This is a genomic window from Candidatus Poriferisocius sp. (assembly GCF_965219775.1).
Taxonomy (GTDB): domain Bacteria; phylum Actinomycetota; class Acidimicrobiia; order Acidimicrobiales; family Bin134; genus Poriferisocius.
This window is the reverse complement of the sequence record NZ_OZ244793.1, coordinates 1141616-1159847: the sequence shown is the minus strand read 5'-3', so window position 1 is coordinate 1159847 and position 18232 is coordinate 1141616. Positions and strand designations below refer to the sequence as shown.

The window sequence follows — 18232 nt, the reverse complement described above, 5'->3', positions numbered from 1 at the left end:
GGCTGCTTCGCAGCCCCGCCCTCAGTTGCGGGGGACCTCGTTCCAGGGGACGGCTTTGTCCACTCGGGGTTCGCCGGGCAGGCCGAGCACCTGCTCCCCCAGGATGTTGCGCATGATCTCGCTGGTACCGCCCTCGATGGAGTTGGCCCGAGCCCGCAGGAAGGCGTGGCCCACGCCGCTCTCGGCACCGGTTTCCGACACGATCTCCGGTCGGCGGAAGGTGTAGTCGAAGCCCACCGACCCGGCCGGGCCCAGCAGATTGATGCACTCCTCGAACACCGCCTTGTTGAGGTCGGCGTGGATGGCCTTGGCCACCGACCCCTCGGGGCCGGGGTTGCCCGCCCGGCGGTTCTGCGAAGCCCGCATGTTGGTCAGCCGCAGCGTCTCGGCCTGGCTCCACAACCGCATCACCCGGTCGCGCCGGATGGACGTGCGCTCCTCGGCGGGCAGCTTCGACCACACCTGCACCAGCTCGGCGATGCTGCCCGACCCTTTCTTGGGGGAGCCGCCGCCCCCGATCACCGTGCGCTCGTTCATCAGCGTGGTGAGCGACACCCGCCAGCCCTCGCCTTCCTCGCCGATGCGGTCGGCGTCGGGCACCCGCACCCCGGTGAGGTAGACCTCGTTGAATTCGGCCTCGCCGGTGATCTGACGCAACGGGCGCACCTCCACCCCCTCGGCGTGCATGTCCAGGGCGAAGTAGGTCATGCCCTTGTGCTTGGGGGCGTCGGGGTCGCTGCGGGTGACCAGCATCCCCCGGTCGGCCAGGTGGGCCAGGGTGTTCCACACCTTCTGGCCGTCCACCGTCCACACGTCGCCGTCGCGCACCGCCCGGGTGGCCAGCCCGGCGAAGTCGCTGCCCGCGCCCGGTTCGGAGAACAACTGGCACCACCGCTCCTCGCCGGTGAACATGGGCCGCAGGAAGCGGTCCTTTTGCTCGTCGGTGCCGTGGGTGACGATCGTGGGTCCGGCCAGGGCGAAGAAGAAGCTGCCGGGATCGGCCGGCCCGGCCCCGGCGTCGCGCAGCCGTCGGTCGATGTGTCGCTGGATGCGGGGGGCCAGGCCCATGCCGCCGAATCCCGTCGGGAAGTGGATCCAGGCCAGTCCGGCGTCGTACTGATGGCCCCGGAAGTCGGCCACCGACATGGTCTTGGGATCATGGTCGGCCAGCAACGTGTCGATGGCGTGGTCGACCTCGGAGGGAATGGCGTCGGTGCTCACGCTGTCAATGTAGCGGCCTGCCCGCCGGTCTCGCCCATGGGCGGCTGGTGCCCGGCGACGCCCGGTCACCCTCGGGGTTCGGCCTCGGCCAGTTCGGCCAGGTAGGCCAGTTCTTCGTCGGTGTCGGCCCTTATGGTGAGCCCGGTGGCCTTGGTGTCGCACCAGCGGTTGAACCGCTCCTTGATGCGTCGGCGGGAGCCGAGCAGGGCGCCGTCGTCGATGTACTCGTCGGGTACGGCGGCCACCGCCTCGTCGCGGCGTCCGGCCAGGAACAGCTCCTGGATGCGCTCGGCGGCCTCGCCGAAGCCCCGCCTGACCATGGCGTCGCGGTGGAAGTTGTACTCCCGGGTGCCGTAACCCCCCACCAGGAAGGCGAACTGGGGCTTGGCCGCGTCGATGGCCGCCTGCACGTCGTCGGTGATCGACACCCGGGCGCCGGCCTGGATCTCGATGTCGTCCCAGGTGCGTCCGGCCCGGTCGAGCCCCCGCTGGATGGCTTCGGTGTAGAGGTGGGCGCTGTCGGGCGTGTAGCCCAGGGGCAGCCAGCCGTCGGCCAGCTCGGCCATGAGGGCGGTGTTGGCCGGTCCGCCGGTGGCCAGGAACACCGGGATGTCGGGGTTCATGTGCAGGATCGACTTGAGCGGTTTGCCCACGCCCAACGCATCGTCACCGGCATAGGGCAGGCTGATCTGGGTTCCGTCGTGGGTCACCGGGCCTTGGCGGGCGAACACCTGCTTGATGATGGTCACGTAGTCCCGCAACAAGGCGTTGGGCTTCCCCCAGGGCTGGCCGTACCACCCCTCCACGATCTGGGGGCCCGAGAGGCCCAGTCCGCAGATCGCCCGCCCGCGGCCGGCCAGGGCGTCGAGGGTGCCGAACTGCATGGCGGTGGTCACCGCCGGGCGGGCGGCCACCTGGCACACCGCGGTGCCCAGGCGGATGTGGCGGGTGTGGGCCGCGATCCACGCCAGTGGGGTGATGGCGTCGATGCCGTAGATCTCCGCCGACCACACCGAGTCGTAACCCAGCCGCTCGGCCAACTGCACCCGGGCCAAGGGGATGTCCAGGTGGGCCTGATTCCACACGTCCACGCCGATGCCCAGCTTGATTCTTCCCTGCCCCATGGCCCCGAATATCCCACGGTCGGGGACGGGAGGGGGAATTGGCGATGCCCCCGTCGGCCATCGGCGGGGCAACGGCCCAGGAGTAGACTTCGGCGGTGCCTACCAAGTTCTTGCATCCGTTCTCGCCGCCCGCGGCCGACAACTTCATCACCATCGTGCGAGCCGAGGGCTGCACGTTGTGGGACGACCAGGGCAACCGCTACCTCGACGCCCTGGGCAGCCTCTGGTACTGCCAGGTGGGCCATGGCCGGGCCGAGATCATCGACGCGGTGGCCGACCAGATGCGCCTGCTCGACGCCTACCAGACCTTCGCCCCCTTCACGAACGAGCCGGCCGAGGAGCTGGCCTCGATGGTGGCCGAGCGGTCGCCGTTGTCCGACGGCCGGGTCTTCTTCTGCGGCTCCGGGTCCGAGGCGGTGGACTCGGCCCTCAAGATCGCCCGAGCGGTCCACCAGCTTCGGGACGAGCCCGACCGCCAGGTGGTCATCCGTCGCACCGACGCCTACCACGGCACCAACTTCGGGGGAACCTCGGCCCAGGGCATCGCCGGCAACCGCCAGGGTTGGGGTGACCTGCTGCCCCACTTCGTGGAGGTGCCCCGTGACGACATCGAGGCGGTGAGCACCACCATGGCCGCCCACGAGGGCCGGGTGGCCGCCGTCATCACCGAGCCGCTGCAGGGGGCCGGGGGCGTGTTCCCGCCCGCCGACGGCTACCTGGCCGGGTTGCGGCGGCTGTGCGACCAGCACGGCGCCCTGCTGATCCTGGACGAGGTGATCTGCGGGTTCGGACGGACCGGCCGGTGGTTCGGGGCCCAGCACTACGGGGTCACCCCCGACCTGATGACGTTCGCCAAGGGGGTTACGTCGGGCTACCAGCCGGTGGGCGGGGTGATCTGTAGCCGATCGGTGTGCGACGTGCTGGAACGGCCCGATTGGATGTTGCGCACCGGCTACACCTACGCCGGGCATCCGGCGGGGATGGCCGCCGGGGTGGCCAATCTGGCCCTGATGGAGGCCGAGGAGCTGCTGGACCGGGTGCCGCACCTGGCCGCCAAGCTCACCGACGGGCTGGCCGCCCTGCAGGCCGACGGGTTGATTCAGAGCTACCGGGGCACCGGGGCGGTGTACGCCGCCGAGCTGGGCTACGACGCCGCGCCCGCCCGGATGCGCCTGCTGGAGGCGGGCATGGTGGTGCGGCCCATCGGCACCGCGCTGGCCATCTGCCCGCCGCTGGTGATCAGCGACCACGAGATCGGCACCCTGTTCGACGCCATGGCCGACGTCCTGGCCAAGGAACCGGCCGCCGCCTGACCGGCTCGGGCGGAAGACATGCCGCCCCGGCCGCTCGACAGCCCGGCGCCGGACGGCGAACTCAGCCGATCATCTGGCCGGCGTCCACCCGGACTTCCACCCCGGTGACCCCCCGGCCTCGCTCGGAGGCCAGAAACAGCACCGCTTGGGCGATGTCGTCGGGATCCACGTGGCGGCGCAGGGCGGCCGATCGGGCGGCCCGGTCGGACACCTGCTGGGCGTCGCCGCCGGTCTGGTCGGCGATGCGCTGCCACATGGCGCTCAGCTTGTTGCCGGTGATGTAGCCGGGGGTGACCACGTTCACCCGGACGTTGTGCGGTCCCAGCTCCCGGGCCAACACCATAGAGGCGGTGTGCAGGGCCGACTTGGTGGAGGTGTAGATGGCCATCTTCTCGGGCACCGAATGGGTGCTGAGCGTGCCGATCTGCACGATGGCGCCACCCCCGGTGGCGGTCATGTGCTGGGCGGCCCGGCGGCTGACCGCCAGGGTGCCCACCACGTTCACCTCGAAGGAGTGGCGGTACTCGTCCCAGTCGATGTCGGCCACCGCGGCCCGAGCCCCACCGGCGGTGGCCACGTTGACCACCGCGTCCACTCGGCCCAGTTCGGCCACGGTGCGGTCCACCAGGGCGTCGGCCGAAGCCACGTCGGCGATGTCGGTGGGGACGGCCACCACCCTGCGTCCGGTGGCCTCGGCCACCTCGGCGGCCAGCTCCTCGAGCGGGCCGGCCCGGCGGGCCGCCAGGGCCAGATCGGCGCCGTCGGCGGCCAGGGCCAAAGCGCACGACCGCCCCACCCCCGGCCCCGCCCCGGTCACTACCGCCACCCTGCCTCTCAGGGTGCGGTCCACGGACAGGGTGCGGTCCACGGTCGGATCCATGGCCAGGGAGCTGTTTCGTCAGGCGGCGACGGCGAACGCGCTCAGAAGGCGATCACCGAGCGGAGGGTCTCACCGGCCTTCATGGCGGCGTAGCCGTCGTTGACCTCGCCGATGTCGATGGTGGCCGACACCATCTCGTCGAGCTTGAGCCGCCCGTCGAGGTAGAGGTCGATGAACTTGGGCATGTCCAGGCGGAAGCGGTTGCCCCCCATGAGCGACCCCTGGAGTTTCTTCTCGCTCATGATGATGTGCCCGCCGGGAATGGTCACCTCGCTGTTCATGGGCAGCATCCCGATGATGGTGGCGGTGCCGCCGATGCCGATCATGTGCCAGCTCTGCTCGGCGGTGGCCGACAAGCCGATGGCCTCGAAGGAGTAGTCGGCCCCGCCCTCGGTGATCTCGTGGACCGCGGCCACCGGGTCGACCTCCGAGGCGTCCACGGTGTGGGTGGCCCCCAGGGTGCGGGCCATCTCCAGCTTGGAGGCCACCAGGTCCACCGCGATGATGGGGGTGGCCCCCACGATGCGGGCTCCCTGCACCGCCGACAGGCCGATGCCTCCGCAGCCGATCACCACCACACTCGATCCGGCGGGCACCGCGGCGGTGCGCATCACCGCCCCCAGCCCGGTGGTCACCCCGCAGCCGATGAGCGCGGCCCGATCCAGGGGCATGTCGTCGCGGATCTTCACCACCGCCCGCTCGTGGACCAACAACTCCTCGGCGAACGACCCCAGCCCGGCAAAGGCGGTGCAGGGGCGGCCGTCCTCGAAGGTCAGCGAGGGGGTCGGACGGCCCGAGCGCATGGAATCGGCGTCGAGGCAGAGGTAGGGCTTGCCCTGCAGGCACATGCGGCACACCCCGCACCACATCGACACACAGGTGATCACGTGGTCGCCGGGCGCCACGTAGGTCACGTCGTCGCCCACGGCGGCCACCACCCCGGCCGACTCGTGGCCCATCACCATGGATTGGGCCACCGGCCAGTGGCCGTCCATGAAGTGCAGGTCGGAGTGGCACAGACCGGCGTGGGTGGTGTTGATGAGCACCTCGTTGGGCCCGGGCTTGTCGATGGTGAGATCTTCGATCACCAACTCTCCGGGACTGGTGTGCAAAACGGCACCGCGCATGGCTGTTCCTTTCAGATCAGTTCTCGGATCAGACCGTATGGTAGGGGCTGCCGTGGCCGCCGCTCATGGCTTCGAGGAACCCTCGGGCCCGCTCCTGGTGCGGGTGGCGATTGGCCAGCGTCCAGAAGGCCGGGCTGTGGTTGGGCTCGCTCAAGTGGGCCAGCTCGTGGACGATCACCGCGTCCAGCACCCAGCCGGGTACCCGGGCCAGCCGGGTGGAGATGCGTATGGTCCCCCGAGCCGCAGTACACGACCCCCAGCGGTCGTTCTGCTCGGCCCAGCGCACCGATTCCGGCTCCGGCAGGTCGTAGCGTCGGGCCAGCTCGGCCGCCCGCTCGGCCAGGTCCACCCCGCCCGCCTCGGCCGCCCGACGACGTTCCAGGCGGGCCACCAGGCTCGCCACCATTTGGGCCTCGTCGTCGGGTGTCATCTGGGCCGGCACCCGTACCTCGATGCAGCCGCCCTTGATCTGAGCCGCCGCCGTCTTGCGGCGCCGCGGGCTGCGGATGACCCGCACCGGCAGCCGCGGCAGCACCTCGGGTGCGGTCGCCGCTCCCGGATCGGAATCCGATTCCAACAAGGCTGAGGTCACCGTGCGACCCTACCCACGCCCGCTGACGGTTTGGTGGATGGTGGGTCGGGCGGGTGCCGGGCCGTGAGGATCGGAGGCCGGGTGGCGTGCGGGTCATGGGGATGGTGGGCACCACCGGGCCGCGATAACGTCCCCGAACGTCGGGAGCAACACCGAGGAGGCGTCGACATGGCAGCGCAAACCAAGACCCAGGCCGCGTGGTCCGAGATGGTGGCCGCACTGGCGGAGGTGAGCGAGCGCTTCTGCGGCGAGGAGTGGGGGGTGTCGGGTGATCAGGACATCGCCGACAGCCACCGCTTGGTGACGCACATCCTGCAGTCGGCCCTGTACTCCCACGCCGAGTTCGACCCCGAGCGCCCGGTGTGGCGGCGGATCGTGTCGCCCACCCGCAAGTTCACCGGCGACAACGCCGACGCCGTGTACTTCGAGGCCCCGGTGCGCGGCGACCTGGCCTACCGGGTCACCGGCAATCTGGCCGGGGCGGTGTACACGTCGTTCACCGTGGAGTTGGGCTCGTCCGAGGGCCGGTACGCCACCGGCACCGGCGGGGTGCTCAACGACGACGACATGGATGTGGACGCCGACGGCAACTACGAGGTGTTCCTGGGGGGCGAGCCCCGGGACCGCAACTGGCTGGAGTTGCCCGCCGACGCCGGTCGCCTGACCACCCGGCACTACTTCGAGGTTCCCCGACCGGCCGCCGCCGACGAAACCCTCCACATTCCCCTGACCATCGAGTGCCTGTCGCCGGTGGGCCCGGCCCCGCACTGGAACGACGACATGATGGCCACCGCCCTCAACCGGGTGACCACCCACGTGCTGGGCAAGACGGTGCAGCAGCCCATTCCCGGCAGCTACCCGCTGCCCACCTGGGTCAGCCGTGAGCCCAACGTGCTGCCCGACCCCCAACCGCCGGGCACCATGGGCTTCTCGGCCTTCGACGCCTACTACACCATGGGGCGCTACGAGGTCGGCCCCGACGAGGCCCTGGTGATGACCGGGCGGTGGCCCGAGTGCAAGTTCGGCAACGTGTGCCTCTGGACCACGTTCGGCCAGACCTACGACTACGCCAACCGCACCACCAGCCGCAACCGGGCCAACACCACCCTGGAGGCCGACGGCACCTTCAAGATGGTCATCGCCCACACCGACCCCGGCGTGTACAACTGGCTGGACACCGAGGGCCGGGAGGCGGGCAACGTGTTCTGGCGTTTCTTCCTGCCCACCGGGACGGTGGGGCGCATCGAGACCGAACTGGTCAAGCTGGCCGACCTGCGCTGACCCCGGCGGCCGCGTCCGGCCGCCCGTCGGGCGGGGGGTGCGCCCAATTGGGCTGCTCCTCGGCGAGAATGTCGGGGTGCCAACGCTCGCCCAGCCCCCCGAGCCGCCCAGCGGGCTGGACTGTGTTGGCGTCGAGCGGCTGGAGCAACTGCGACCGGGGGACATCGGCGAACTGCCCGAGCATCTCAAGGAGTGCCTGACTCCCGAGGTGCGCGACCGGGTGCCCGACGAGGCCGTGGCCTTCATCGAGGGTGACCCCGTCCTGGCCCTGGTGCTCCTCGTGGTGGGCGCGGTGGCCGTGGTGGCCGTCGTCTACCGGCTGATCAAGCGATCCTTCGTCGCGGCCCTGGTGCTCGCCGCGGTGGCCGGAGCCGCCTGGTGGTGGCTCCTGATTGGTACCCAATAGTCTCCGCCCATGAGCGGCCGTCCCCTGTGGGCTCCCGAACGGGACCGGGTTGTCGGCACCAACCTGGCCCGCTTCGGCCAGACCGTGGGCATCGACATGGTGGCCGACAGCGGCTACGAAAAGCTGCACCGATGGTCGGTGGACGACCCGGGGGGCTTTTGGTCGGCGGTGTGGGACTTCGGCGGGGTGGTGGCGTCGGAGCGGGGAAGCGTGGCCGTGCAGGCCGCCGATCACCCGGCCGACGTGCGGTTCTTCCCCGACGCCCGCCTGAACTTCGCCGAGAACCTGCTGGTCGCAGACGACGACCACCCGGTGCTGGTCTCCGCCGACGAGACCGGCGCCTACGCCGAGATCACCGGGGCCGAGTTGCGGGCCCTGGTGTCGCGTTTGGCCGGGGCCATGCGGGCCCAAGGAGTGGGGGTCGGCGACCGGGTGGCCTGCTGGCTGCCCAACGTGGCCGAGGCCCACGCCGTGATGCTGGCGGCCGCCTCGGTGGGGGCGGTGTTCTCGTCCACCTCGCCCGACTTCGGCACCGCCGGGGTGCTGGACCGGTTCGGACAGATCGAGCCGGTGATCCTCTTCGCCGCCGACGGCTACCACTACGGCGGGCAATGGTTCGACTGCCGGGAGCGGCTGGCGGAGATCCGGGCGGGCCTGCCCACGGTGACGGCCACCGTGGTGCTCAACCGGTCGGCCTCGGCCTCGGGCCAATACCCGCCGGAGGACCCACCCGCGGGCACAACCGAGGACCCACCCGAGGGCACCGTGGATTTCGACGCCTGGATCGAACCCCACCCGGCCGGGCCCATCGCCTACGAGCAGCTTCCCTTCGACCACCCGCTGTACGTGCTGTACTCGTCGGGTACCACCGGGCGGCCCAAGTGCATCGTCCACCGGGCCGGCGGGATTCTCCTCAAGCACCTGAGCGAACACCAGCTCCACTGTGACGTGCGCCCCGGCGACCGGGTGTTCTACTTCACCACCACCGGTTGGATGATGTGGAACTGGCTGGCCTCGGTGCCGGCCTCGGGGGCCGCCGCGGTGGTGTGGGACGGCAATCCCGTCCATCCGGGCCCCGACGCCCTGTTCGACCTGGTGGACCGGGCCGGGATCACCCTGTTCGGCACCTCGGCCCGCTACCTCGACTCCCTGCGCAAGGCCGGCGCATCACCCCGCGGCACCCACCACCTGGGCAGCCTGCGCACGGTGACGTCCACCGGCTCGCCGTTGTCCCCCGACGGATTCGGCTACGTGTACGAGCACATCAAGCCGGACGTGCATCTGGCCTCCATCTCGGGGGGCACCGACCTGTGCGGCTGCCTGGTGGCGGGCGATCCCACCGGGCCGGTGTGGCCCGGCGAAATCCAGCGGCCCGCGCTGGGCATGGCCATCGAGGTGCTCGGTGACGACGGCGCGTCCCGAGAGTCCGGTCAGTTCGGCGAGCTGGTGTGCTCGTCGCCGTTCCCGTCCCAGCCCCTGCGTTTCTGGGGTGAGGGCGGCGACCGGCGCTACCGGGCGGCCTACTACGAACGATTCGAGGGCCGATGGCACCAGGGCGACTACATCTGTGCCACCGACCACGGGGGCTACGTGATCTCCGGTCGTTCCGACGCCACCCTGAACCCCGGCGGGGTCCGGATCGGCACCGCCGAGATCTACCGGCTGGTGGACGCCATGGAGGAGGTGGCCGAGAGCGTGGTGGTGGGCCGGCCCGTCGACGACGACGTGAGGGTGGTGCTGTTCGTCAAGCTCGCCGAGGGTCACCGCCTGACCGACGAGCTGACCGCGGCCATCAAGTCGACCATCCGGGCCGGGGCCACCCCCCGCCACGTGCCCGCGGTGATCGGCGCGGTGGACGACATTCCCCGCACCCGCAGCGGCAAGACGGTGGAGCTGGCCGTGCTGGACGCCATCTGCGGGCGTCCGGTGGCCAACCTCGAAGCCCTGGCCAACCCCGAGGCCCTCGACGGTTTCCGCAACCGGCCCGAGCTGGCGTGACCGCGGGCTCCGGCGACGACGACTCTGGCCAAGCGCAAGCCTGGCCAACGGCAACCCCGGCTAAGGGGAACGTTGGTGATGGGAACTTGGGGTATGGAAGGCTGAGGGGATGGCAAAGCGTCGCGACAAGATCCGCCTCAGCCCCGAGGAGCTCGAAACCTTCATCGAGGAGCAGAAGAGCCTGCAGGTGGCCACCATCAACCGGGACGGGACCCCCCACCTGAGCACCCTGTGGTTCGCGGTGGTGGACGGCGACATCGTGTTCGAGACCTACACCAAGTCGCAGAAGATCAAGAACCTGGAGCGCGACGACCGCATCGCCCTGTTGCTGGAGGACGGCCTGGAGTACGACAAGCTGCGGGGCGCCCAGATCAACGGGCGGGCCGAGTTGCACACCGATCCCGAGGTGGTCCACCGCTACGCCCTGGAGGTGATGGCCCGCAACAACCCCGGCGTCGACCGGGAGATGCTGTCGAAGGCGGCCGAGAGCATGGCCCAAAAGCGCACCGCGGTGGTGGTGAAGGCCGACACGACCATCACCTGGGACCACACCAAGCTGGGCGGCTCTTACTGAGCAACCCCGCACCCCCGGCAACGGCGAGGGGGTGCGACCTGGCCCGAGGGCCGGGCCGGTAGCGTGGGGGGTCTGGTGAAGGACTTCCTGCGGTGGCTGTCCCATCTGGTGCGGCTGGCGGTGCTCATACCCATGCTGGCGTTGGCCCTGGCCGCCACCTTGTTCGTGGCGTGGCCTCCCGCGGCCGACGTGCTGCGGTCGTGGGAGTCGACCCCGGTGGAAGTGAACCTGACCGAGGACGTGAGCCTGGACGAGCTGGCCATCCGCTCCTACGTCTACGACGCCAACCGCCAGATCATCGACGTGTTCAGCTACGTGGAGAACCGGGTGCTGGTGGAGCTGGACGACATCTCCCAGCCGGTCAAGCACGCCATCGTGGCCATCGAGGACGAGAACTTCTACCTGCACACGGGCATCGACCTGAGCGCGGTCTTCCGGGCCGGCCTCGAGAACGTGGGGGCCGGGGGCATCACCCAGGGCGGCTCCACCATCACCCAGCAGCTCATCAAGAACCTGGTGGTGGGCAACAGGGTGGAGGCCGAGCGCAAGCTGCAGGAGATGGCCATGGCCAAGCGCCTGGAGCGGGAGATGGAAAAGGACGACATCCTCCACCTCTATCTCAACACCGTGTACTTCGGTCAGGGGGCCTACGGGGTGCAGGCCGCCGCCGAGGTCTACTGGGGGCTGGACGCCGAGGACCTGGGCTGGGGGGAGGCGGCGCTTCTGGCCGCGCTCATCAGCAACCCCAGCCGCTACGACCCCATCAACAATCCCGTGCGGGCTCTGCGGCAGCGACGCATCGTGCTGAACCGGCTGGCCGTGCTGGGCTACCTCACCCAGGACCAGGCCGACGCCTTCCACCTCCAGCCCCTGCCCACCGAGGTCAACGAGATCGAGCTGCCCCCCAAGAGTTACTTCGTGGAGGAGGTGAAGCAACAGCTCCTGGACGACCCCCGCTACTTGGGCGGCAGCGCCGAGGACCGCTTCAACCTGGTGTTCAACGGCGGCCTCAGCATCCACACCACCTTCGACCCGGTGGCCCAGCAGCAGGCCGAGAACGCGGTGGCCACCACCTTGGCCGAGTACCGCCAGGGCGATCACGGCGGCGTGGAGGCCACCATGGCCCTGGTGGCCCTGGAGCCCGACACCGGGGCGGTGCGAGCGGTGGTGGGCGGACCGGGCTTCGCCCAACAGGACCAGGAGTTCAACCTGGCCACCCAGGGCACCCGCCAGCCGGGCTCGGCGTTCAAGACGTTCGTGATGATGGCCCTGTTCGAGCAGGGCTATCAGCCCGGCGACACCATCAGCGGGCGGGGGCCCTGCCAGATCCCCAATCCCGGCGGGGTGCCCGACCCCTACGTGGCCAACAACTTCGCCGGTTCGCCCGGCCAGGTGGACACCATCACCAACCAGATTCGGGTGTCGTCCAACTGCGCCTTCTTGCGCCTGGGCCGGGTGGCGGGCGTGCAGCCGGTGGTCGACACCGCGGCCAGGATGGGCGTGACCACCGAGCTGGACCCGGTGGCGTCGCTCCCGTTGGGGTCCGAGGAGGTGCATCCCATCGACATGGCCTCGGCCTACGGGGTGCTGGCCACCGGCGGGATTCGCTACCAGCCCTACTTCATCGAGCGCATTCTGGATCGCCAGGGCAACGTGTTGTACCGCCACGAGCTGTCGGGGGAGCGGGTGGTGTCGCAACGCTCGGCCTGTTGGGCCACCGACGTGCTGGAGAACAACGTGATCAACGGCACCGGCCGGCGGGGGCAACTGCCTGCCCAGACCGCGGCGGGCAAGACCGGCACCACCGAGGAGTCGGCCGACGCCTGGTTCGTGGGGTTTACCCCCCACCTGGCCACCGCGGTGTGGCTGGGCAACCCCAACGAACGCATCCCCATGCGCCGGGTGACCGGCAGCTCCTACCCCACGGTGGCCTGGGGCCGCTTCATGGCCGACTACCACCAGGGCCGGGAGTCGGTGGACTTCCCCGGCTGCCCCGGCGAGCCCCGGTTGAGCGAGCTCATCGAGCTGGAGGACGTGTTCACCGTGGGCACCCCCTGCGAGACACCGCCGTCCGACCAACCGGAGGGTGCCGAGGACGGGGCCCCGACCCCGGTTCTGGTGCCGGTGGACAACGACGGGGACGGGGCCCACGACACCTGCGTGAACCTGGCCACCACCGGGGGTATCGAACCGTGTGGTTTGAGCGAGTTCGCCGAGGAGGGGGGTGAGCCCTTCCCCCTGTACTGCGGCACGCCGTCGCCCATCGAGGTGGAATGCCCCGACGGCCAAATCCCGCTGGATGCCGACGACGACGGCATCGCCGACACCTGCGTGGGCACGGCGTCGCCCCCGGTGACCCCGTCGGAGGAGGACGACCCCGAGATCAACCCGGCTCCTGACGCCGGCGACGGGCCTGACCTCGCCGATGGCTCCGACCCCGCCGATGGGGTTCAAGCGGGCGATGGGGCTCAGGCCGGCGGCCCGTCCGACGGCTGACACCGGTGGCGGCGGGCCGATTGGACCCTAAGATCGCGGCGTGAGCGACGATCAATTCCAGCGGCTGTTGTCGGTGCAGGATCACGACTCCCGGCTCGACCAGCTTCGTCATCGCTTCGACACCCTGGCCGAGCGGGACTCGCTGGCCGCCGGCGAGCAGGCCTGCCAACGGATTCACGACCGGCGGGAGGCGTTGCAGGTGCAGCGCATCGAACAGCAGCGGAACCTCAAGCGCAACGAGGACGAGCTGGCCGCCCTGGAGGATCGGATCACCCGGGAGAACGACAAGCTGTACTCGGGGGAGGTGACCGGCACCCGGGAGCTGTTGGCCCTCCAACAGGAGGTGGACGGTCTGCGGGCCCGCCGCTCCGACACCGAAAGCGCGGCCCTGGAGTTGATGGAGGCCATCGAGGCGTTGGACGGCCAACTGGCCGCCCTCGCCGCCGACCTGGAGGCCGCCGAAGCCGAGGTGTCCGCCGCCCAGCAGGCTCTGTCGGCCGCCGAGGCGGTGGTCCGGTCGGAGATCGACCAGGAGACCGAGGCCCGTTCCTCGGTGACGGCCACCATCTCCGAGGCGGCGCTGGCCAGCTACGAGGATCTGCGGGCCCGGATGGGCGGGGTGGCGGTGGCCCGGCTGCGCGACGGCACGTGCGAGGGATGCCACCTGGGGCTGTCGGCCATGGAGCTGGATCGGCTGCGCCACGCCCCGGCCGACGAGTTGTGCCACTGCGAGGAATGCGGCCGCATCCTGGTGCGCACCTGACCGAAGGACTCCCGGACGCACCCTTGGCCTGGTGGTCAAGGCCCTGACGGCCCGAGACGGTGAGTCGGCCTGTAGGCGGGATTCTGTCCGGGTCCTTTCGGACCGTGGGTGGCCATCCATCTTTGCGGCCTACCCGGGGGTTGCCCCTGGCGGGGCGGTGGGCCACCGTGCCCCCTGCTTGGCCTTGCTCCCGGTGGGGTTTACCGAGCGAACCGGGTCGCCCCGGTCCCTGGTGCGCTCTTACCGCACCGTTTCACCCTTGCCTGTGCCCGGAGGTCCGGGCCATCGGCGGTCTGTTCTCTGTGGCACTTTCCTTCGAGTCGCCCCGACTGGCTCACGCCAGCACCGTTGCCCTCTGGAGTCCCGACCTTCCTCAGCGTCGCCCTCCGGTGGCCGGACACCCGGTACCGAAACGACGACGCCGCGGCCACCCGGCCGACTCACCGTGCCCCCAGTCTGCCAGGCAGGTCTCCGGGATGCGAGAGGGTTTGGCCCGGACGCAAGGCGGCTTGGACCAACAGCAGATCACAGTCCGATGTCGGAGAGTTCCGGGTACCAGCGGGCGGCCCGGCCCACCGCGTCGTGCCAGCGATCGCGGTCCACGCCCTCGGCCGGTTCGACCACTGCCCGGGGCGACCACGTGTCGGCCACCTCCTGCCAACTCGACCATTCCCCCAGCGCCCGTCCGGCCAACACCGCCGCCCCCAGGGCGGTGCCCTCGGGCACCGGGCACAACTCCACCGTGCGCCCCAGGGTGTCGGCCAGGATCTGGGTGAACACCGGGTTCTGCGACATCCCCCCGTCCACCCGCAGCCGCTCCAGCCGGTGGCCGCTGTCGGCCTCGGCCGCCTCCACCAAGTCGGCGGCCCGCTGGGCCACGCCCTCGAACACGGCCCGCACGATGTGGGCCGCGGTAGTGCCCCCGGTCAGGCCGAACAGGGCGCCCCGGGCGCCGAAGTCCCAGTGCGGGGTGCCCAGCCCGTAGAGGGCCGGCACGTACACCACGCCGCCGGCGTCGGGCACGCTCGCCGCCATCTCCTCCGACTGGGAGGCGTCGCTCAACAGGCCCACGTCGTCGATCAGCCAGCTCATATTGGACCCGGCGGCGATCATCATGGCCTCCACCCCCCAGACCACCGCCCCGCTTTCCTGCCAGGCCACGATGGGGAAGGTGCCCCGGTCGCTGCGCTTCTCGGCGATGGGCCGGTCGCCGCCCATGCACACGTCGAGGAAGGCACCGGTGCCGAACGTGAGCTTGGCCTGCCCCTCCAGCACACAGCGTTGGCCGATCAGCGAGGATTGCTGGTCGCCGATGATGCCGGCGATGGGCGGGGCCCCCGGCAGGGCGGTGGCCGCTCCCACCACCCCGGTGGAATCCACGATCTCGGGCAGGCAGCCAGGGGGCACGCCCAGGCGGTCCAGGATCTCGGGGGACCAGCCCCCGGCGTCGTCGGCCAGCATCCCGCTCATGGCCGCGTTGGAGAGATCGACCACGTGGGCCGCGCCCTGCGAGAGGCACCACACCGCCCAGGTGTCCACCGTGCCGAAGCACAGGTCACGGGTGCGGTCGGGGTCGTGCTGGTCCAGCAGGTACACCAGCTTGGTGGCCGATTCGTTGGGCACCATGGGAAGCCCGTCGGCTTGCCAGGCCAGGCACTCGCCCACCGTGCGGAGGTCCTGCCAGCCCAGCGCCGGCCCCACCGGCTCACCGGTCCGCCGATCCCACACGATGGCCGACCCCCGCTGGTTGGTGACGGCCACCGCGTCCACCCCGCCCACCTCGTCGACCACCTCGGTGGCCGTGCGCAGGATCACCTCGGCCATCTCGGTGGCGTCGAACTCCACCAACCCCGGCTCGGGCATATCGGGCGGGGTCCGCTGCTGGCGAAAGCACCGCACCCCGGAGCCGTCGGTCACCGCCGAGCGGATACTGCTGGTGCCGACGTCGATGACACAGACCTTCATGGGGAACCTCCTGGGGGTGGGCCGGACCGTTCGGCTGGATTGTCTCGACACCGGCGAATTGGTCCACACTAAGCGAGTGAGTCTCGACCTGCATGGGGGATGGGCCGGCGTCTTTCGGCAGGTGACCACGGGGGGGAGCCTCTCCTCGGAGGCGGCTCATGCGGTGATGGCCGAGATTCTGGCGGGACAGGCCACCCCCGCCCAGATCGGCGGGTTTGTGATGGCCCTGCGCACCAAGGGTGAGACCGCCGACGAGTTGGTGGGGCTGCTGTCGGCCATGCGGGAGGCGGCGGAGACGGTGCCGGTGGACGCCGCGGTGCTGGGCTTGATCGACACCTGCGGGACCGGCGGCGACCACAGCGGCAGCATCAACGTGTCCACCGCTGCCGCGTTGGTGGCGGTGGGGGCGGGGGCCAAGGTGTGCAAGCACGGCAACCGGTCGGCGTCGTCACGCTGCGGGTCGGCCGATGTGCTGGAGGCCCTGGGGGTGGTGATCGACCTCGGCCCCGAAGCGGTGGCCCGGTGCGTGACCGAGGTGGGGTTCGGCTTTTGTCTCGCCCCCCGCTTCCACCCGGCCCTGCGCCACGCCGGACCCGCCCGCCGGGAGTTGGCGGTGGCCACGGTGTTCAACTTCCTCGGTCCCCTGGCCAACCCGGCGGGGGTGCTCCGCCAGGTGGTGGGGACCAGCGACCGGACCATGGCCGAGATCATGCTGGACGTGCTGGCGGCCACCGGGTCGCAGCGGGTGATGATCCTGCACGGCCACGACGGTTTGGACGAGCTGTCCACCACCGGCCCCACCGACGTCTGGGAGCTGCGCAACGGCGAGACCGGGCGCCACACGGTGGATCCGGCCGAGTTGGGGTTGGCCCCGGCGTCCGCCGCCGATTTGGTGGGGGGCGACGCCGCCGACAACGCCGGATTCCTGCGGCGGGTGTTGGACGGTGGGGCCGGTCCCCATCGCGACATCGTTATGCTGAACGCGGCCGCCGCCCTGGTGGTGGCCGAGGTGGTGGACACGCTGGCCGACGGCCTCGAAGCGGCCGCCGCCTGCCTCGACGACGGCCGGGCGGCCCGGGTGCTGGAGGACGTGGTCCGCGTCACCAACCACCTCACCAACCACGCAGCGTCCGCCGGAAAGGAGCAGTGATGAGTACGGAAGCGAAACCGGGCGATAGTCCCACCACCGAGGAGTTGCGAGAAACACTGATGGCCGCGGTAGAGGTGGCCCGAGCGGGCCAGAAGGAGAAGCCACCGGTTGAACCCCCGGCCCGCCTGAAGCAGCTCCTGGCCTTCCGCAAGTTTCCCGAGCGGGCCCTCGGTCAGGTGCGGGAGGTGGTGGAGGCCGACGAGGAGTTTCGAACCCGGGTGGTCGAGGCCCTCGAGGAATCCGAGGTAAGTCGGGTGGGATGGCTGTGGCTGGCCCGCCCCGAGGGTTGGGAGCAGGAGCGCCTTGCCCTGTCCGAGGAGGCCGAACGGGAAGCGGAGCTGGCCACCGAGGCCCAACGCCTCGTCGACTTGGAGCAGGGGCTGCACCGGGCCGAAGCGGCCCAGAAGAAGGCCGAGCGGCAGCGCGACAAGGCCGACCGGGAGCGGGATCAGGCCAAGTCGGAGGCCATTCAGGCCCGGGCCGACGCCCACCACGCCGAGGAGGCGGCCGGGGAGCTGGAGTCCCAGCGTGATCAGGCCCACGCCAAATTGGAGGCCGCCGAGAAGAACCTGGAGCGGGTACAGCGACGGGAGGCCCGCACCGAGGCCAAGCTCAAGAACGCCCGCACCCAGATCGACCGTCTCAACAAGGAGCTGCGGGATTCCCGCCAGCAGCACGACGAGGAGGCCGGCAGCCTCAAGCAGCGGTTGGCCACCGCCGAGGAGCGCCTGGCCATGGCCCAGGACGCCGGCTTCGAGTTGCCCCTCGAGGACGAACCCGTCTTCGTGCCCCCACCCCCGCCCACCCACCGAACCCCCGCACCCCTGCCCCCCGGCCTGCTCAAGGACACCGTGGACGCCGCCGAGCACCTGTTCCGCACGGTGCCCGAGTTGGTAGTGCTGATCGACGGCTACAACGTGGCCTTCAAGAGTTGGACCGACCTGCCGGTGCGGGAACAGCGGGTCCGCCTGATGCAGAAGTTGGGGGAGTTGAGTTCCCGCTACTCGGGGGCCGAGTTCGTGGTGGTGTACGACGGCACCGCCACCGACTACGACTACATCCCCACCACCGCCCGCTCGCTGGGGGTGACCGAGCGGTTCTCGAAGCCGGGCGTGGAAGCCGACGACGTGATCATCGACTTGTGCGACGAGTATCCGCTCAACCGCCACATCGTGGTGGTGTCGGAGGACAATCGGGTGCGCAGCGGGGCCCGCGACCGCGGGGCCAACCTCGTCCACCCCCGCAAGCTGCTGGAGATCATGGGCCTGGAGGTGGACGATCCCCAGGGGTGGGCCGGCTTCGAGGATCGGTGAGTTCGGTGGATGCCTCCCCAGGCGGCTCG

15 protein-coding genes and 1 other RNA gene are annotated in these 18232 nt (G+C 70.5%); 9 read left to right on the top strand and 7 right to left on the bottom strand.

Annotation, left to right across the window (positions count from 1 at the left end; all coding sequences use genetic code 11):
* Positions 1 to 21: 21 nt before the first annotated feature.
* Together ACOQPQ_RS05305 and ACOQPQ_RS05300 are read right to left on the bottom strand one after the other, a co-directional pair.
* Positions 22 to 1221, bottom strand: coding sequence for an acyl-CoA dehydrogenase family protein (locus ACOQPQ_RS05305; RefSeq protein WP_420638404.1), 1200 nt, complete (start codon positions 1219 to 1221; stop codon positions 22 to 24).
* A gap of 65 nt (positions 1222 to 1286) precedes the next feature.
* Positions 1287 to 2345: an LLM class F420-dependent oxidoreductase gene (locus tag ACOQPQ_RS05300; RefSeq protein ID WP_420638403.1), complete on the bottom strand. Its 1059-nt coding sequence runs from the start codon at positions 2343 to 2345 to the stop codon at positions 1287 to 1289.
* A gap of 95 nt (positions 2346 to 2440) precedes the next feature.
* Between ACOQPQ_RS05300 and ACOQPQ_RS05295 the strand changes: the two genes are divergently transcribed.
* Positions 2441 to 3658: an aspartate aminotransferase family protein gene (locus tag ACOQPQ_RS05295; protein WP_420638402.1), complete on the top strand. Its 1218-nt coding sequence runs from the start codon at positions 2441 to 2443 to the stop codon at positions 3656 to 3658.
* 61 nt (positions 3659 to 3719) lie between these two features.
* On the opposite strand, the gene ACOQPQ_RS05290 is transcribed toward ACOQPQ_RS05295, so the two are convergent.
* From ACOQPQ_RS05290 to ACOQPQ_RS05280, 3 genes are read right to left on the bottom strand one after another with little or no spacing between them, the layout of a single operon-like run.
* Positions 3720 to 4538 (bottom strand): SDR family oxidoreductase, encoded by an 819-nt coding sequence (locus ACOQPQ_RS05290; protein WP_420638401.1) that lies wholly within the window; start codon positions 4536 to 4538, stop codon positions 3720 to 3722.
* A 41-nt stretch (positions 4539 to 4579) separates the two neighbouring features.
* A complete protein-coding gene (locus tag ACOQPQ_RS05285) occupies positions 4580 to 5665 on the bottom strand; it encodes a Zn-dependent alcohol dehydrogenase (protein ID WP_420638400.1) in 1086 nt (361 codons plus the stop codon).
* A 28-nt stretch (positions 5666 to 5693) separates the two neighbouring features.
* The gene (locus tag ACOQPQ_RS05280) at positions 5694 to 6257 is read right to left on the bottom strand and encodes a M48 family metallopeptidase (protein WP_420638399.1); all 564 of its coding nucleotides are present in this window, start codon (positions 6255 to 6257) and stop codon (positions 5694 to 5696) included.
* Between the two features lie 168 nt (positions 6258 to 6425).
* Between ACOQPQ_RS05280 and ACOQPQ_RS05275 the strand changes: the two genes are divergently transcribed.
* From ACOQPQ_RS05275 to ACOQPQ_RS05250, 6 genes are all read left to right on the top strand, one after another.
* On the top strand, positions 6426 to 7538 hold the full coding sequence (locus tag ACOQPQ_RS05275; protein WP_420638398.1) for a DUF1214 domain-containing protein: 1113 nt from the start codon (positions 6426 to 6428) through the stop codon (positions 7536 to 7538).
* A gap of 76 nt (positions 7539 to 7614) precedes the next feature.
* Complete coding sequence (locus ACOQPQ_RS05270) at positions 7615 to 7944, top strand: hypothetical protein (protein ID WP_420638397.1); 330 nt, start codon at positions 7615 to 7617, stop codon at positions 7942 to 7944.
* 9 nt (positions 7945 to 7953) lie between these two features.
* Entirely contained in the window at positions 7954 to 9942 is a 1989-nt protein-coding gene (locus tag ACOQPQ_RS05265) for an acetoacetate--CoA ligase (protein WP_420638396.1), read from the top strand.
* A 109-nt stretch (positions 9943 to 10051) separates the two neighbouring features.
* Entirely contained in the window at positions 10052 to 10516 is a 465-nt protein-coding gene (locus ACOQPQ_RS05260) for a pyridoxamine 5'-phosphate oxidase family protein (RefSeq protein WP_420638395.1), read from the top strand.
* Positions 10517 to 10591: 75 nt separating this feature from the next.
* Positions 10592 to 13012: a transglycosylase domain-containing protein gene (locus ACOQPQ_RS05255; protein WP_420638394.1), complete on the top strand. Its 2421-nt coding sequence runs from the start codon at positions 10592 to 10594 to the stop codon at positions 13010 to 13012.
* Between the two features lie 40 nt (positions 13013 to 13052).
* On the top strand, positions 13053 to 13775 hold the full coding sequence (locus ACOQPQ_RS05250; protein WP_420638393.1) for a zinc ribbon domain-containing protein: 723 nt from the start codon (positions 13053 to 13055) through the stop codon (positions 13773 to 13775).
* A 56-nt stretch (positions 13776 to 13831) separates the two neighbouring features.
* Here ACOQPQ_RS05250 and rnpB read toward each other — a convergent pair.
* Both rnpB and ACOQPQ_RS05240 read right to left on the bottom strand, forming a co-directional pair.
* Positions 13832 to 14218: RNase P RNA component class A (rnpB, locus tag ACOQPQ_RS05245), an RNA gene on the bottom strand.
* An 82-nt stretch (positions 14219 to 14300) separates the two neighbouring features.
* Positions 14301 to 15740 (bottom strand): FGGY family carbohydrate kinase, encoded by a 1440-nt coding sequence (locus tag ACOQPQ_RS05240; RefSeq protein WP_420638392.1) that lies wholly within the window; start codon positions 15738 to 15740, stop codon positions 14301 to 14303.
* A 76-nt stretch (positions 15741 to 15816) separates the two neighbouring features.
* Between ACOQPQ_RS05240 and trpD the strand changes: the two genes are divergently transcribed.
* Positions 15817 to 16890: an anthranilate phosphoribosyltransferase gene (gene trpD / locus ACOQPQ_RS05235; protein WP_420638391.1), complete on the top strand. Its 1074-nt coding sequence runs from the start codon at positions 15817 to 15819 to the stop codon at positions 16888 to 16890.
* Positions 16890 to 18203 (top strand): NYN domain-containing protein, encoded by a 1314-nt coding sequence (locus ACOQPQ_RS05230; protein ID WP_420638390.1) that lies wholly within the window; start codon positions 16890 to 16892, stop codon positions 18201 to 18203. The genes trpD and ACOQPQ_RS05230 overlap by 1 nt, the downstream gene beginning before the upstream one ends.
* Positions 18204 to 18232 lie beyond the last annotated feature (29 nt).